This window comes from Rhodanobacter sp. DHG33 (genome assembly GCF_014843005.1).
Taxonomy (GTDB): domain Bacteria; phylum Pseudomonadota; class Gammaproteobacteria; order Xanthomonadales; family Rhodanobacteraceae; genus Rhodanobacter_A.
In genome coordinates this window covers 286,456-301,394 of the sequence record NZ_JACYXM010000003.1, presented here as the reverse complement: position 1 = coordinate 301,394, position 14,939 = coordinate 286,456, and the positions used below count along the sequence as shown (strand labels likewise).

Sequence of the window (14,939 nt, the reverse complement as noted above, 5' to 3'; positions counted from 1 at the left end):
GCACGGCCAATGCGGGTCGTCTTCGCCGGCACCCCGGAATTCTCCGTACCCTGCCTGGAAGCCTGCCGCGCCAGCGGCGCCGAGGTGGTAGCCGCCTATACCCAGCCCGACCGGCCCGCCGGCCGCGGCCGCAAGCTCGCGCCCAGCCCGGTGAAGCAGGCGGCGCTGGCCGCCGGGATCGCGGTCGAGCAGCCGGAAACGCTGAAAACCGCCGAAGCACAGGCCACGCTGGCCGCCTACCGGCCCGACCTGATGGTGGTGGTCGCCTACGGCTTGATCCTGCCGCGCAAGGTGCTGGCCATCCCGCGCCTCGGCTGCTGGAACGTGCATGCCAGCCTGCTGCCGCGCTGGCGCGGCGCCGCGCCGATCCAGCGCGCCATCCTCGCCGGCGATACCGAGACCGGCGTTGGCCTGATGCAGATGGAAGCGGGCCTGGACACCGGCCCCGTGCTACTGGAAAGGCGCACACCCATCACCCGCGACGACAGCGGCGGCTCGCTGCACGACCGGCTAGCCGCACTGGGAGCCGAGGCCCTGGCCGAGGGCCTCGCCCGCGTGCTGGCCGGCGAAACGCCGGCGGCCACGCCGCAGGCAGCCGACGGCGTCGTCTACGCGCACAAGCTGGACAAGGCCGAGTCGGTGCTGGACTTCGGCCGTCCCGCCATCGCGCTCGAACGCCAGGTGCGCGCCTTCGACCCCTGGCCCGGCAGCGATGCCGAGATCGCCGGCGAACGGGTGCGGATCTGGGCCGCACGTGCCATCGAGCACCCGCGCACTGCCGATGCCGGCAGCGTGATCGGCGCGAGTCGCGAAGGCATCACGATCGCCTGCGGTGACGGCGCTTTGCGCGTCACCGCGCTGCAGCGCGCGGGCGGGCGGCGCATCAGCGCGGCGGATTACCTCAACGCGCGTCCCGAACTGCGTTCCCCGCGCGCGTCATGACCGACACCCGCGCCCTGGCCGCGCAATCCCTTGCCGACATCGCCCTGCACGGCGCCTCGCTGCGCGAAGCGATGGACCGCCACGCGCAAAAACTGCCCGATGCGCGCGACCGCGCCCTGCTGATGGCGCTGGTCAGCGACGGCGCACGCTGGTGGCCGCGTTTCGACGCCGCGCTGGACCGCCTGCTGGACCGTCCCCTGCGCAAGAAGGAACCGGCCGTGCACGCGCTGCTGGTGCTGGGCCTGGTGCAGCTGGAAGTGCTGGAGCTGGCCGACTACGCCGCAGTGGCAGCCACCGTGGAAGCCACGCGCGCATTGAAGCGTCCGCAACTCGCGGGGCTAGTGAACGCGGTGCTGCGCCGCTGGCAGCGCGAGCGCAGCACGCATCTTGCCGCGCTCGATGCGCAACCGGAAACCCGCCATGCCCACCCGCGCTGGCTGGCCGAGGCCATCGCGCGCGACTGGCCGGCACAGGCCGAGGCGATCCTGGCGGCGGACAACCGCGAGCCGCCGCTGATGCTGCGCGCGAACCGCCGCCGCACCGACCGCGACACCCTGGTCGAGCGCCTGCGCCTGGACGGCCAGGCAGCCGAGCCGCATGCATGGCTGGCCGATGCCATCGTGCTGCCGCACAGTACCGACGTGACGCGCCTGCCCGGCTTCGCCGATGGCCTGTTCGCGGTGCAGGACGGCGCCGCGCAGGTCGCCGCCGACCTTGCCGAAGTACGCGCTGGCCAGCGCGTGCTGGACGCCTGCGCCGCACCCGGCGGCAAGGCCTGCCACCTGCTGGAACGCGCCGATATCGCGCTCACCGCGCTGGAGTTCGAGCCCAAGCGCGCCGGGCGCATCCGCGAAAACCTCGGCCGCCTGCATCTTCAGGCCAGCGTCGTCGTGGGCGATGCGGGCCAGCCTTCCGCGTGGTGGGACGGCCAGCCCTACGACCGTATCCTGATCGACGCGCCCTGCTCCGCGACGGGCGTGCTGCGCCGCCGCCCGGACGTGCGCCTGCACCGGCGCGCAGACGACATTCCCGCGCTGGCCGCGCAGCAGCAGCGTATCGTCGAAGCGCTGTGGCCCTTGCTCGCACCGGGCGGCCGGCTGCTCTACATCACCTGTTCGCTGCTGCGCGCGGAGAACGAGGCCGTGGTGGCGCCGTTCCTCGCCGCGCATGCCGATGCATGCGCCGTGCCGTCCACGCTGCCCGCCGGGCAGGCCGCCGCCGTGGGCTGGCAGATCCTGCCGGGCGATGGCGATCTCGACGGCATGTACTATGCGGTGCTCGAAAAGCGCTGATCCGTTCGCATCGCGCTCGCGCAGGAACGCTCCATGTCCGCTTTCTCCAAGGCCACTCCCGAGGAACGCCGCCGCTTCTGGCTGCTGCTGCTGATCGCGCTGGTGATCCTGGGCGCCGGCATCGGCCTGCGCGATCCGTGGCCCTCGGACGAGCCCCGCTTCACTCTGGCCGCGAAACAGATGGTGGAGAGCGGCGACTGGCTGTTCCCGCACCGCGGCACCGAGCTCTACGCGGACAAGCCGCCGATGCTGATGTGGACGGAGGCCGCCAGCTTCGAGTTGGTGCGTTGGTGGCGGCTGGCCTTCATGCTGCCTTCGCTGCTGGCCGGGCTGGGCACGCTGCTGCTGGTATACGACCTGGGGCGCCGCCTGTGGAACCGCCGCACCGGCCTGTACGCGGCGGGCGGCCTGCTGCTGGCGTTCCAGTTCGTCTACCAGAGCCAGCGCGCACAGATCGATCCGCTGGTGGTGTTCCTCATCACCGCGGCGAACTGGGGACTGCTGCGGCATCTGCTGGCGCCGCCCGACGGCGGCGCGAAAGCGAACTGGCCGATGTACTGGCTCGGTTGCTTCTGCGCGGGACTGGGCGTCATCACCAAGGGTGTGGGCTTTCTCGCGCTGCTGATGCTGCTTCCCTATGCCTGGGCAGCGTATCGTGGCTGGGGCGGCATCGCGCGACCGGGACGCGGCGCGTGGTGGCGCTGGCTGCTGGGCCTGGCAGCGGCGCTGGCCGCCATCGCGCTGTGGCTGGTGCCGATGCTGCTCGCGGCACGCGCGCGCGCCGGCGATCCCGCATATCCGGCCTACGTCAACGACATCCTGTTCCACCAGACCGCGAAGCGCTACGCGAACGCATGGCACCACATCCATGCGTGGTGGTACTACATCCCCATCCTGTTGTTCAGCTGGTTGCCGCTGTCGCTGCTTTACCCCGGCTGCCTGCCGCGCTGGCGGCAGGCATGGCAGCAGCGCGAGGCGCGCGTGCTGCTGCCGCTGGGCTGGGTGCTGCTGGTGCTGCTGTTCTTCAGCGCCTCGCCGGGCAAGCGCGACGTGTACATCCTGCCTGCGCTGCCGATGCTGGCGCTGGCCTGCGCGCCGTTCGTGGAGGAGCTTCTGCCGAAACGCTGGCTGCGCGTGGCGGGCCTCGTGTTCATCACCGTGCTGGGTACGGCGATGCTGGGCCTGGGCGGTTACGCGTTGCTGTCGCATGCACCCAGGGTGGCGCAGTTCGCCAGTGACCGCGATCTCGCCGATCGCGGCGCCGCGCTGTGGTGGATGTGCGTGGTGCTGGGCGTGGTGCAACTGGGCCTGGTGGTGGCGTTGCGCGTGCGCCGTGCCGTGTGGGCGGTGGCCGGCGGCATGGCCGCGCTGTGGCTGGCATGGGGGTGCTGGGCGGTACCGCTGCTCAATCCTTCCAGTTCCGCATCCGCGCTGATGGCCGAGGTACGCGGCCATCTCGCGCCCGGCGAGCAGCTGGGCCTGGTGGCGTGGACCGAACAGAACCTGCTGATGCTCGATCGTCCCGCCGTTGATTTCGGCTTCAAGCAGCCTTGGCATGTCCAGTTCGCCCGCGCGGTGCAGTGGCAGGCGCAGGCGCCCGCCACGCGCTGGCTGTTCGTGCAGCAGCCGGCGATGGGCGACTGCGTGGATCGCGCCAAGGCGATTTCCCTCGGCCATGCCAACCAGCGCGACTGGTGGATGTTCAAGGCCGATGCCCTGATACCGGGCTGCCTGCCCGGCGCCAAGGTGGATGAAGCGCCGGACGCCGATCCGGACGCCACGCCATGACGGCGCGCATCCAGCTGCTGGGCCGCGACAACGGTGCCGGCCTCAGCCGCGACATGGCCCTGCTCGCCTTCGCCTTGGGCGAAGCCGGCGCGCAGGTGACCGGTACGCCGCTGCCGCACCGCGGGCGCTTCGCCGAAGCACTGACGCGCCTGCGCCTCGCCCTGCGCGCTTCGGCCTTCGACGCGAACGTGATGCTGGAACGCGTGCGCCCCGAGTTCGCCCGCGCCGCACGTCGCAACGTACTGGTGCCCAATCCCGAATACTTCCGCACGCAGGACCGGGCGGCGTTGTCCTGCATCGACACGGTCTGGGCCAAGACCCGCCATGCCGAACGCCTGTTCGCACAGCTCGGCGTGCGCACGCGCTACATCGGCTTCACCAGCCCGGACCGGCTCGATGCGCAGGTGCCGCGCAGGCACGCCTTCTTCCACGGCCCGGGCCGCAGCGGCAACAAGGGTACGACGGCGCTGCTGCGGCTATGGGCCGCGCATCCCGAATGGCCCATGCTCACCGTGGCGTGGCGGCGCAAGCGGGTGGAGCTGGAGACGCTGCCCGCCAACGTGCGGCTGATCCGCGAACACCTGGACGACGACACCTATCGGCGTCTGCAGAACGAACATCGCTTCCACCTCTGCCCTTCGCAGACCGAAGGCTATGGCCACTACCTGGTCGAGGCGATGAGCTGCGGCGCGGTAGTGCTGACGCTGGACGCCGAACCGATGCGCGAACTGGTCACTCCGGCGCGCGGGGTGCTGGTGCCGGCGCAGGCCACGGGCACGCAGGACCTGGCCACGCTGTACGGCTTTCGTGACGAAGATATGGCGCGCGCCATCGAGCACTGCGTGGCGATGCCGGAGACCGAGGCCACCACGCTTGGCGCGGCTGCGCGGGCGTGGTTCGAGGCCGAGCGCGATACATTGCCGTTGCGGCTGCGCGAAGCGCTCGGCGCCATTTAGCCGTCCAGATTCTCCGCTGTCGCGAATTCTGCGAAATGGCCGTCGATACCGCGCTCGCAGCGCACGATGCCTTCGGTACGCGTGGCGTGGAACAGGCGATTGTTGGGCAGGCTCATGTCGTCCACGTCGGGCTGGGCGCGCGAGCGGTGCCACAGGTGCACGGCCAGCGCAGCCCACTTCAGCGCGCGGCGGTGCAGGCCGGCATTCTCCAGTCGCGCCGCCAGTTCGCGATCCTCGGCGCCGTAACCTTCCATGCGCTCGTCGAAGCCGTTGACGCGCAGCAGGTCGTCGCGCCAGAAACTCATGTTGCAGCTCATCACGCGGCCGCCGTTGCGCGAACGCGATTTCCAACTCGCCAGTTGCGGCTGGCGGAAGGCGTAGAGGCGCTTCGTGCCGTCGAATTCGTGGAAATCCGCGCGCGACCACGGCGCGAACACCGGCTTGCCGCCCGCCAGCAACTTCGCGGTTTCGTCGCGCGTGGCCTTGATCCGGCCGCCCTGCAGGAAGAACCCGCGTTCGGCCAGCATCAGGTGGTCGGCGATGAAACGCGGATGCAGCAGCATGTCGCCGTCGAGCAGGATCACGTAGTCGCCGCGGCTGGCGGCGATGCCGCGGTTGCGCGCGCGCGCGGCGCGGAAACCGCGATCGTCCTGCCAGACATGGCGCAGCGGCACCGGGAAATCGCGCGCCATGCGCTCGACCAGCGCGCGCGTGGCCTCGCCCGAACCGTCGTCGGCCACGATCACTTCGTCGGGCAGCCGCGTCTGCGCAGCCAGGCTGGACAGCAGGCGCTCCAGCGCCTCGGGCCAGTTGTAGGTGATCGCGACGACGCTGGTCTTCATGGCGCGGTCAACGCCCGCGCAAGCCACGGCGCAGGATGGACAACGCGCGCTCGGCACGCTTCCACCACGGCGACGGCCCGCGCATGGCGATGCCGGCGTAGCGGCGCGCCTCGGCCCAGTCGGGACGTTCGCGCGTCTTGAACTCGGCGCGCGCCAGGTCGAGCGCATGCGCGTCGAGATGCATGCGCTGCGCGTAGAAATTGATCAGGCAGCGCGAACGGAACTGCGCCGGGAACTCGCGCATGCGCGCCTGCTCGTGCCACCAGCCGTTGCGTCCGTGGATGCGGTAGTCGACGTTGCCGGTGGGCAGGAAATACTTGCGCGCGCCGAGGATGCTGGCGCCGAACACCAGGCAGTTGTCGGCGCTGATGCGCCAGTTCGCGGTGAACTCCGGCGGCAGGTCGAGCACGCGTTCGGCCAGCCCGCGGCGCAGTGCCAGCGCCGAGGTGGGCGCGCCGTACCAGCGCGCGAAGACCCAGGTGCCGAGCACGGTGTGGCCGAGGTCCGTCGCTTCCTTCGCATAACCCTGTACGCCGGATTCGTTGCCGACCAGGCGCACATCGGAAAACACGAAATCCACATCTTTGCGGGCGGCGAACAGCGCGGCGAGCTGGCGCAGGTGGTCCGGTCCCCAGCGGTCGTCGGCGTCGAGGAAGCACACCACCTCGCCGCGGGTCGCGGCGAGGCCGCGCTGGAAAGCGGCGAGCTGGCCGCCGTTCTCGCCGCACAGCAACTTCACGCGCGGCTCGTTGCCGTAGCGTCCGCGCAGGTAGTCGGGCGAGCCGTCGGTGGAACCGTCGTCCACCACGATCACTTCCAGCGGCGCGTGGGTCTGCGCCAGCGCGCCATCCACCGCCTCGGCCACGAAGTCGCGGTAGTTGTAATTGGTGACGACGACCGAGAACGTGGGCGCGACGCTCACCTCACGCCTCCAGCAACTGGCGGAAGTAGGCGATGGTTTCCTTCAGACCGTCCTCCAGCGCCACCTTGGGCTGCCAGCCCAGCTTCTCCTGCGCCAGCGCGATGTCGGGCTGGCGCTGGCGCGGATCGTCGGCGGGCAGCGGACGGAACACCAGCTTCGATTTGCCGCCGACCAGGGACAGCACCTTTTCCGCCAGCGCCAGCATGGTGAACTCGCCGGGGTTGCCGATGTTCACCGGGCCGGTGAAACCGCGCTCCGACTCCATCATGCGCACGAAGGCCTCGATCAGGTCGTCCACGTAGCAGAAGCTGCGCGTCTGGCTTCCATCACCGTAGATGGTGATGTCCTCGCCCTTCAGTGCCTGCACGATGAAGTTGCTCACCACGCGACCGTCGTTGGGATGCATGCGCGGGCCGTAGGTGTTGAAGATGCGCACCACCTTGATGTCCAGCTCGTGCTGGCGGTGGTAATCGAAGAACAGCGTCTCGGCACAGCGCTTGCCCTCGTCGTAGCAGGAGCGGAATCCGATCGGGTTGACCCGGCCCCAGTACTCCTCGCGCTGCGGGTGCACCTCGGGATCGCCGTACACCTCGCTGGTGGAGGCCTGCAGGATGCGCGCCTTCACGCGCTTGGCCAGGCCCAGCATGTTGATCGCGCCGTGCACCGAGGTCTTGGTGGTCTGCACCGGGTCGTGCTGGTAATGCACCGGCGAAGCGGGGCAGGCCAGGTTGAAGATGCGCTCCACCTCCACGTACAGCGGGAAGGTGACGTCGTGGCGCATCAGCTCGAAATACGGGTGGTTCAGCAGGTGCGCTACGTTGCGCTTGCTGCCGGTGAAGAAGTTGTCCACGCACAGTACGTCGTGGCCGTCGGCCAGCAGGCGGTCGCAGAGATGCGAGCCGAGAAAGCCGGCACCGCCGGTCACCAGTACCTTGTGCATCAGTCGTCGTTCCGCAAGGCGAGGCGCCTAGTGTAAGCGAGGCGCCCCGGTCGCACGGCGGCGCGCGTCCAGCTCCAGCCACAATGCCAGCGCCAGCGGCAGCCACACCAGCAGCCAGCCGGGGCGCGGGCTGTCCAGCAACTGCGGCATGTCGAATTGCAGCACCACGCTGGCATAGATCCACAGCGCCAGTACCAGCCGCCCGGTGGCCTCGCGCCGATGCCGCCAGCCCAGCCAGGCGGTCATCAGCCACAAGGCGACCAGCAGCAGCAGGCCGGGCAGGCCCAGCTCGATCGTCGTCTGGGTCAGCACGTTGTGGCTGTGCGTGTAGCCCTCCCCGGCCACGGTGAGCGTGAACGGCTCGCCCTGCCCCAGGCCCAGCCATGGATGCTGCGCGATCAGGTGCATGGACTGCATGAAGAGTTGCGGCCGCAGCGAAGCACCGCGTTCCATGAGCTCCTGCGAAGGCCAGAGGCAGCAGGCCAGCACGACGACCAGCATCGCGCCGGCCAGCCAACGCGCCACGCGCGCACGGCACCACAACGGCGCCGACAACGCACACAAGGTCAGTGCGAGCCACACGCTACGGGTATTGGTGAGGGCGATGAAAGCCAGCAGCACCAGCACGGCCAGCCAGCGCAACGCGGTAACTCGGCGGCCGGCAACCGGCAGCATGGCCAGCCAGATGCAGGTCGCACCCATCACCGCGGCCGCGTAGTTCGCGGTGGCGATCACACCCTCGCCCACGATGCGACCATCCGCCGGTGGCTGCCACAGGTATTGCAGGCAATAGAAGGCCGCGAACAGCGCGATGCCCAACCCACCCACCAGCAGCAGGCGCTGCCCGCGCTTCTCGTCGTCGCCCAGCCAGAGCGGCCATGCCAGCACGAAGGCCAGCACGCTCAGCAGGCGGCTGAACTCGTCGCCCACATGCCGCGCCTGCGTCCATGCCAGGGACAGCGCGGCCCAACCGAGCAACAGCAAGAAGATGCGGAATGCCGGCAGCGGCAGCAGCTGTCTCCAGGTCGCCGCACGCTGCGTCAGCGCAAGACACCAGGCCGGCAGGTACAGCAGTACGATCAGGATGCCTTGATACAGCTTGCCCGGGTTGTACGACACGCCCGACGGCATCGCGACGAGGCCGAGCATCATCCACACCAGGCCCGCGCCAAGCACGGCCCGCCAGAAGTTGCGACGCCGGAAAAACGCCGGTGCGACAGTCGGCTCGGCCGACGGCTGCGAGCTGGAGGGGAGATCCCGCGCTGGCGGGAGAGTGTGGTTCGTGTGATCCATGCAGCCTTCAAGAAGAACGATTCGCCACCGCGTTTCCTACGGGAACTCAGCATAAGCAGTGTGCCAGCAACGTCAATCCAACGGCGATCCTGCAGTTGGACCGGACTATGCCTACCCCATGCTTGCCCACGCCTGAAACGCGTATCACCCGTCGATGCCCGGTGCGGCGTGCGCCAACCCCATCACACGCGAAGGCGCGGCGCGGGCCAGTTAGAATCCGCTTATGCCCACCCTGCCTCTCACCTTAGCCGTCATTGCCCGCAATGAAGCCGCCGTGATCGCCCGCTGCCTGGACAGCGTGCCGTTTGCGGCGGAGAAACTGGTGGTGGATTCCGGCAGCGACGACGGCACCGTGGCCGTGGCGCAGACGCATGGCGCGCGCGTGGTGCACCAGGACTGGCTGGGTTTCGGGTTGCAGCGCAACTTCGCGACCACGCAGTGCAGCCACGACTGGATCCTGGTGCTGGATGCCGACGAATGGTTGTCGCCGGAGCTCGCCGCCGAGCTGGAGCGCGAGCTGCCCGCCTTGATGGCCAGCGACGCGGCCGGCGCCGTGCTGCGCCGGCGCACCATCTACATGGGCCGGCCGCTGCGCTGGTACCGCCCTAGCGTGGGCGAGAAGCTGGCGCGCTTCTATCACCGCGACCGCGGACGCTGGACGGATGCGCGCGTGCACGAATCGCTGCGCTTCGACGGTCGCGCGCCGGTGTTCGACGCGCCCTTCGAGCACGCCAACAATCCCACGCTGGTGCACAAGCAGCTCAAGGTGCTGCGCTACTCGGAACTGAAATGCCGCGACTGGCTGGACAAGCGCAAGCCGGTGCGGATGTGGCAGGCGCCTTTCGTGTACCTGCTGGCCTTCCTCAAGGACTATGTGTTCCGGCTGGCCTGCCTCGACGGCTGGCGCGGTTTCATGATCGCGCAGACGGCGGCCAGCTACGCGCTGTACAAGCGCATGCGCTACTACGAGATGGTGAACAACCCCGCGTCGGTCGCGGAAGCGACCGACGCATTGGAAAAACACCACATCGAGCGCTGATCGCAACGTGACCGCGAGGCTGGAGCCTGCGAACCGGCACGGCACGTTCGCCTCCTCTCCCCTCCGGGGAGAGGATTGAGGTGAGGGGTCAAGGCTTGCCTTGCCTTTGTCGAAGCGCGCTTTACTCACGATGAAAAGCCTTCGCTAGAACCGCCCCTCACCCCAGCCCTCTCCCCAAAGGGGAGCGGGAGACAAGCGCCAGCAAGCTAAGCTATGCGCATCATCTAGGCGCACGCCCCATGCCCAAGCACTACCTCCTCTACGGTTCCGAGCGCTACGCGCTGGCGATCCTGCGTCCGATCCAAGCGGCGATCCGCGCGCGCGGCGACGAGGCGGCATGGTTCTTCGACGGTCCGGGCGCGGAAGACCTGCACGCCGACGAACGCCTGCTGACGGTGCAGGAAGTGCGCGCGTGGAAGCCGCTGGCGGTGATCACCTCGTCCAACGCCGTGCCGCACTTCTTTCCCGGCGTGAAGGTGGAAACCTTCCACGGCTTCGACGCAGGCAAGCCACGACACATCTACGTGCGCGGCTTCTTCGACCTGTACTGCACCACCGGACCGCGCGACACCGCGCAGTTCCAGGCGCTGGCCGACCAGCTCGGCCACTTCAGCGTGATCGAGACGGGCTTCCCCAAGATCGACCCCTTCATGCGCGAACTCGGCGGCGCCATACCGCCGGTGCACGCGCCGCCGGTGATCCTCTACCACTCCACCTTCTCGCCCTCGTGGAGCGCGGCCGAGACGCTGTACGAGGAAGTGAAGCGGCTGTCGCGCGACGGCCGCTGGCGCTGGATCGTCAGCTTCCACCCGAAGATGAACCCGGAGACGGTGGCGAAGTTCAAGGCACTGCAGAACGAGTACCTCGCCTTCGCCGAGAACGACAACATCCTGGAACTGTTCGGCCAGGTGGACATGATGTGCTCGGACACCAGCTCCGCGCTCAACGAGTTCCTGCTCACCGGCAAGCCTGTGGTGACTTTCGACAACCGCCGTCCTGGCCCGCAGCTGATCGACATCCACGACGCGAAGGATTTCGAACCCGCCATCGAACGCGCCCTGAGCCGACCGCCCGAGCTGATGCAGGCGATCCGCGACTACGCCGACGCCATCCATCCGTATCGCGACGGCCGCTCCAGCGAACGCGTGCTGGATGCCATCGATACCTTCGTCGCCCGCGGCGGCAAGAACCGCCGCGCCAAACCGGGCAACCTGTGGCGCAAGCTGAAAATCCGTCGCCGCATCGGCTACTGGGGACCGGCACGCTGGCCGCGTTGAACCCGCCAGGGCACGGCCTGCACGAATACGGCGGCGCCTGATCACAACTGCACCGCCGCGTACAGAATGCGTTCCCGGCATGGCCTTGGCGGCTAGAATCGCGCCGTTCCCTCGCGCGAGCCTGCCCGTGACCCTCAGCCCCTACAGCCGCTCCGAACACCTGCGCTCGCTCTGGCCGTGGCTGCCGCTGTGGACGCTGGTGGCGCTGCTGGCGATCTTCGCGCATGGCCCGATGCCGCTGTATTCCACGCGCACGCTGGCGGTGGCCTGGGAGATGTGGCACGGCCACTACTGGCTGGTGCCGCACATCAACGGCGCACCGTACAGCGAAAAGGCGCCGCTGCTGTTCTGGCTGATCCATGCCGGCTGGTTCGTGTTCGGTGTGAGCGACGTGTGGCCGCGCGTGCTGGAGGTGATCTTCGGCGGTACCGAACTGGTGCTGATCTCGCTGATCGCGCGCCGCCTGTTCCCCAACCGTGCGTGGATGGCCAAGGCTGCGCCATGGACGTTGCTGGCGCTCGGCTACAACTTCCTGTTCGGCCTGCAGATCATGTACGACGTGCTGCTGGCCGTGTGGGCGCTGGCGGCCCTGCTCTGCCTCACGCCCACCGCGCGCCGCGAGGAGCCTCGCTGGTGGCTGTTCGGCCTGTGCATCGGCTTCGGCCTGCTCACCAAGGGACCGGTGATGCTGCTGCACGTGGCGTTCCCGTGGCTGCTCGGCCCGTTCTGGAGCGGTTTCGCGCGCACGAATCGCGCACGCTGGTACGGCCGCGGCGTACTGGCCGTGCTGTTGGGTCTGGCGATGCTGGTGGCATGGGCGGTGCCGGCAGGTTTCGCGGGCGGTCCGGCCTACATGCACCGGCTGCTCTTCAGCCAGACGGCGGCGCGCGTGATCCACGGTGTGCAGACGGCCGAACCGCTGCAAAGCCACGCCCGCCCCGTGCTGTGGTACGTACTGATGCTGCCCGCGCTGCTGTTCCCGTTCTTCGGCTGGCCGCGTGCGTGGGTGGCGCTCGCCACGCTGCGCAGGCCGCTGGAACCGGGCGTGCGCTTCGCGCTCGCCTGGGTGCTGCCCACCTTCCTGGTGTTCTCGCTGGTGCGCGGCAAGCAGATGTACTACCTGCTGCCGGAGCTCGCCGGCGCCATGCTGCTGCTCACCGCAGCCATCGCGGTACTGCGCGAACGCAGGCCGCGGCTTGCGAACACAGGCTGGCTGGGCACGTGGCCATTGGGCGTCGGCAGCCTCGCGTTCGCGCTGCTGCTCTTCGTGCTGCCAAACCTGGTGGCGGGCAACCACCTGCACGGCGAATGGCCCGATGCCTGCGCGCCGTACAGCCGCTACTTCGCCGTGGTGTTCCTGCTGCTGGGCCTGCTGCTGTTGCTGCGCGGGCGCGGCGAGCTGCGCCGCCTGGCGGTGGCCGGGCTGGTCGGCACGCTGGCGCTCAACACCTTGTTCACCCTCACCATGTGGCCGCGCTATGAGCTGCGTCCCACCGCACAGCTGCTCGGCGAGACGGAACAGGCGGGCCACGCCATCGGCTACATCGGCAACTACGAAGGCGAGTTCCACTTCCAGGGGCGGCTGACGCAGCCAGTGCAGGAGATGAACAACACTCCGCAGATCGCCGCTTTCGCCGAGGCCCATCCCGATGGCGTCATCGTGGAGCACCCGGAGAAACTCGACGCGCAGGCCCTGCGCTATGCGTTGCTGATCCAGCCGTTCCGCTCGTCGTGGATCGTGGTGTGGCCGGCCGCCGCCCTCGCCGATCTGCGCGGCGGCGCCAATCCGCCCGAGCCGTTGCAGCCGCCGCAGATCTATTCCGCCGACGGTACGCGGTCGCACTCGCTGCCGTGAACAGAGAGGCTCTGATCGCCAGCCTGCGCAGCCAATGCAACGGCCCGCGCGACGGCGCCTTGCTGCGCTACGCCCTGGGCGACGCATTGCTCGACAGCGGCGATGCCGCCACCGCCGCCGAAGAATTCCGCCACGCCCTCCGCTTCGACGCGCGCTACTCCGCCGCGTGGAAACTGCTGGGCAAGGCATGCCATGCCTTGAACGACCGCGAAGGCGCCGCCGCCGCATGGCGGCAAGGCATGGCCGTGGCGCAAGCGCGCGGCGACAAGCAGGCGGAGAAGGAAATGGCGGTGTTCCTGCGTCGGCTCGAACGCGCCGCGGAAAGCTGAGCCGCGGAACGGCTACCGGTCGATCTTCAGGCTCGCGAAGCGCTCGCGCAGCCATGTCGCGGCCGGCCCCGACGGTCGCTGCTTGTGCCAGACCACCTCGAGGGCCACCGGATGGGTGCCTTCGTCGAAGCTGAGTTCCGGCGTCGCCAGATGCTTCGCCAGCGGCGAATGCTCGACGATATGCGCCGGGATGAGCGCCCAGCCAATGCCCTGCCTGAGGATCTGCAGGATGAGCCAGTGGCTCTCCACCCACCACACCTCGGCGGCGACCCGCAATCGATGGCGCTCGGTGCCCTCGTTGCGCACCGTCACCATGATCTGGCGATGCCGCTTTAGCTCCTCCCACTCCACGCGCGTATTCGCGAGCGGGTGGGTCTTGCCGCAGACCAGCTTCAGCGGCACCCAGCCAATGGCCTTGAAGCCCAGCTCCGTCGGCAGGTCTTCCTGGCGCCACATCACGCCGACGTCGGCCTTGCCGTCCAGCACCAGCCGGCTGACGTCTTCCATGACGGGAACCAGCAACTCGACCTCGACGAAGGGAAAGCGCGCCGCGAACTCCGCGAGCAGCTCGCCGACCGCGCTCTCCGGGTAGAGCTCGTCGACAGCGATCACGATGCGTTTTTCGACGTGCGTTTCGAAACTGCCGGCCATGCCGACGAAGTGCGTGCGCCGTTCGAGGATCACCTTCGCCTCCGGCAGCAGGCGCACTCCGGCCTCGGTCAGGACGGGATTGCGCCCGACGCGACTGAATAGGGCGATGCCGAGATCCGTTTCGAGGTTCGACACATGGGTGCTGACCGCGGACTGCGCTTTCCTGAGCGCGCGCGCAGCCGCCGAGAACGAGCCGTGCTCCGCCGCGGCGACGAAGCACTCCAGTTGATCCATGGAAATATTCATCTATCTCTTTTCAAGATGGATTCCAACTTTCTCGTAAAATCCTAACAGATAGGATTTCGGCATCGATGACTCTATTGAGGGTTACATCATGCCCACGCGCACCTTCCCCGACCGCATCCGGCACGCCGTGCTGTTCGAACTGATCGGACTGGCGGCTTTCATCCCGGCGGCCGCGTTCCTGTTCGGCCAGCCGGTGGCCGACATGGGGGTGATCGGCGTCGTGGCCGCCACGGTGGCCACGGTCTGGAATTTCCTCTTCAACCTCGGCTTCGATCATGCCCTGCTGCGACTCACGGGGCGCATCACCAAGACGCTGCCGATCCGCATCGTGCATGCCGTGCTGTTCGAAGCCGTCCTGGTCGCGCTGCTGCTGCCGCTGTCGGCCTGGTATCTCGGCATCACGCTGTGGAATGCCCTGACGATGGATCTCGCCATCGTGGCCTTCTATCTGGTCTACGCCTTCGTCTTCAACATGGCCTACGACCGCGTTTTCCCGGTTCGACCGCGGACGGCGCCGCATGCCGTCCGCTCGATGCCAGCCTGAAAGGATGAACACACTGCGCCGAC

Annotated in this window: 14 protein-coding genes; 9 read left to right on the top strand and 5 right to left on the bottom strand. The window is 68.6% G+C overall.

The window, feature by feature from the left end:
- Window positions 1-9: 9 nt before the first annotated feature.
- Genes fmt through IHE46_RS07635 form a run of 4 tightly spaced genes read left to right on the top strand, consistent with a single transcriptional unit; the run spans window position 10 to window position 4,978 of the window.
- Window positions 10-942 carry a methionyl-tRNA formyltransferase gene (gene fmt / locus IHE46_RS07650; protein ID WP_192164098.1) on the top strand — a complete coding sequence of 311 codons (933 nt, stop codon included), beginning with the start codon at window positions 10-12 and terminating at the stop codon, window positions 940-942.
- On the top strand, window positions 939-2,234 hold the full coding sequence (rsmB, locus tag IHE46_RS07645; RefSeq protein ID WP_192164036.1) for a 16S rRNA (cytosine(967)-C(5))-methyltransferase RsmB: 1,296 nt from the start codon (window positions 939-941) through the stop codon (window positions 2,232-2,234). The genes fmt and rsmB overlap by 4 nt, the downstream gene beginning before the upstream one ends.
- Before the next feature lie 33 nt (window positions 2,235-2,267).
- The gene (locus IHE46_RS07640; RefSeq protein WP_192164035.1) at window positions 2,268-4,022 is read left to right on the top strand and encodes a glycosyltransferase family 39 protein; all 1,755 of its coding nucleotides are present in this window, start codon (window positions 2,268-2,270) and stop codon (window positions 4,020-4,022) included.
- Window positions 4,019-4,978, top strand: a complete 960-nt coding sequence (locus tag IHE46_RS07635; protein WP_192164034.1) for a glycosyltransferase — start codon at window positions 4,019-4,021, stop codon at window positions 4,976-4,978. The genes IHE46_RS07640 and IHE46_RS07635 overlap by 4 nt, the downstream gene beginning before the upstream one ends.
- Here the strand turns inward: IHE46_RS07635 and IHE46_RS07630 are convergent.
- From IHE46_RS07630 to IHE46_RS07615, 4 genes are read right to left on the bottom strand one after another with little or no spacing between them, the layout of a single operon-like run.
- Window positions 4,975-5,820 carry a glycosyltransferase family 2 protein gene (locus tag IHE46_RS07630; protein WP_192164033.1) on the bottom strand — a complete coding sequence of 282 codons (846 nt, stop codon included), beginning with the start codon at window positions 5,818-5,820 and terminating at the stop codon, window positions 4,975-4,977. The two genes, IHE46_RS07635 and IHE46_RS07630, sit on opposite strands and share 4 nt — an antisense overlap.
- Window positions 5,821-5,827: 7 nt before the next feature.
- Window positions 5,828-6,742, bottom strand: a complete 915-nt coding sequence (locus IHE46_RS07625) for a glycosyltransferase (protein WP_192164032.1) — start codon at window positions 6,740-6,742, stop codon at window positions 5,828-5,830.
- Between the two features lies 1 nt (window position 6,743).
- A complete protein-coding gene (locus tag IHE46_RS07620; RefSeq protein ID WP_192164031.1) occupies window positions 6,744-7,682 on the bottom strand; it encodes a UDP-glucuronic acid decarboxylase family protein in 939 nt (312 codons plus the stop codon).
- 27 nt (window positions 7,683-7,709) lie between these two features.
- Window positions 7,710-8,975 carry an O-antigen ligase family protein gene (locus IHE46_RS07615; protein WP_192164030.1) on the bottom strand — a complete coding sequence of 422 codons (1,266 nt, stop codon included), beginning with the start codon at window positions 8,973-8,975 and terminating at the stop codon, window positions 7,710-7,712.
- Window positions 8,976-9,198: 223 nt separating this feature from the next.
- Here IHE46_RS07615 and IHE46_RS07610 point away from each other — a divergent pair, with 223 nt between their 5' ends.
- From IHE46_RS07610 to IHE46_RS07595, 4 genes are all read left to right on the top strand, one after another.
- Complete coding sequence (locus tag IHE46_RS07610; protein WP_192164029.1) at window positions 9,199-10,014, top strand: glycosyltransferase family 2 protein; 816 nt, start codon at window positions 9,199-9,201, stop codon at window positions 10,012-10,014.
- Between the two features lie 239 nt (window positions 10,015-10,253).
- Window positions 10,254-11,291, top strand: a complete 1,038-nt coding sequence (locus tag IHE46_RS07605) for a CDP-glycerol glycerophosphotransferase family protein (RefSeq protein ID WP_192164028.1) — start codon at window positions 10,254-10,256, stop codon at window positions 11,289-11,291.
- A 127-nt stretch (window positions 11,292-11,418) separates the two neighbouring features.
- Window positions 11,419-13,146: a glycosyltransferase family 39 protein gene (locus IHE46_RS07600; RefSeq protein WP_343229998.1), complete on the top strand. Its 1,728-nt coding sequence runs from the start codon at window positions 11,419-11,421 to the stop codon at window positions 13,144-13,146.
- Complete coding sequence (locus tag IHE46_RS07595) at window positions 13,143-13,475, top strand: hypothetical protein (RefSeq protein WP_192164026.1); 333 nt, start codon at window positions 13,143-13,145, stop codon at window positions 13,473-13,475. The genes IHE46_RS07600 and IHE46_RS07595 overlap by 4 nt, the downstream gene beginning before the upstream one ends.
- A 12-nt stretch (window positions 13,476-13,487) precedes the next feature.
- Here IHE46_RS07595 and IHE46_RS07590 read toward each other — a convergent pair whose 3' ends face one another.
- The gene (locus tag IHE46_RS07590) at window positions 13,488-14,360 is read right to left on the bottom strand and encodes a LysR family transcriptional regulator (protein ID WP_225562873.1); all 873 of its coding nucleotides are present in this window, start codon (window positions 14,358-14,360) and stop codon (window positions 13,488-13,490) included.
- 100 nt (window positions 14,361-14,460) lie between these two features.
- Here IHE46_RS07590 and IHE46_RS07585 point away from each other — a divergent pair, with 100 nt between their 5' ends.
- Window positions 14,461-14,916 (top strand): PACE efflux transporter, encoded by a 456-nt coding sequence (locus IHE46_RS07585; RefSeq protein WP_192164024.1) that lies wholly within the window; start codon window positions 14,461-14,463, stop codon window positions 14,914-14,916.
- The last annotated feature ends 23 nt before the right edge of the window (window positions 14,917-14,939 follow it).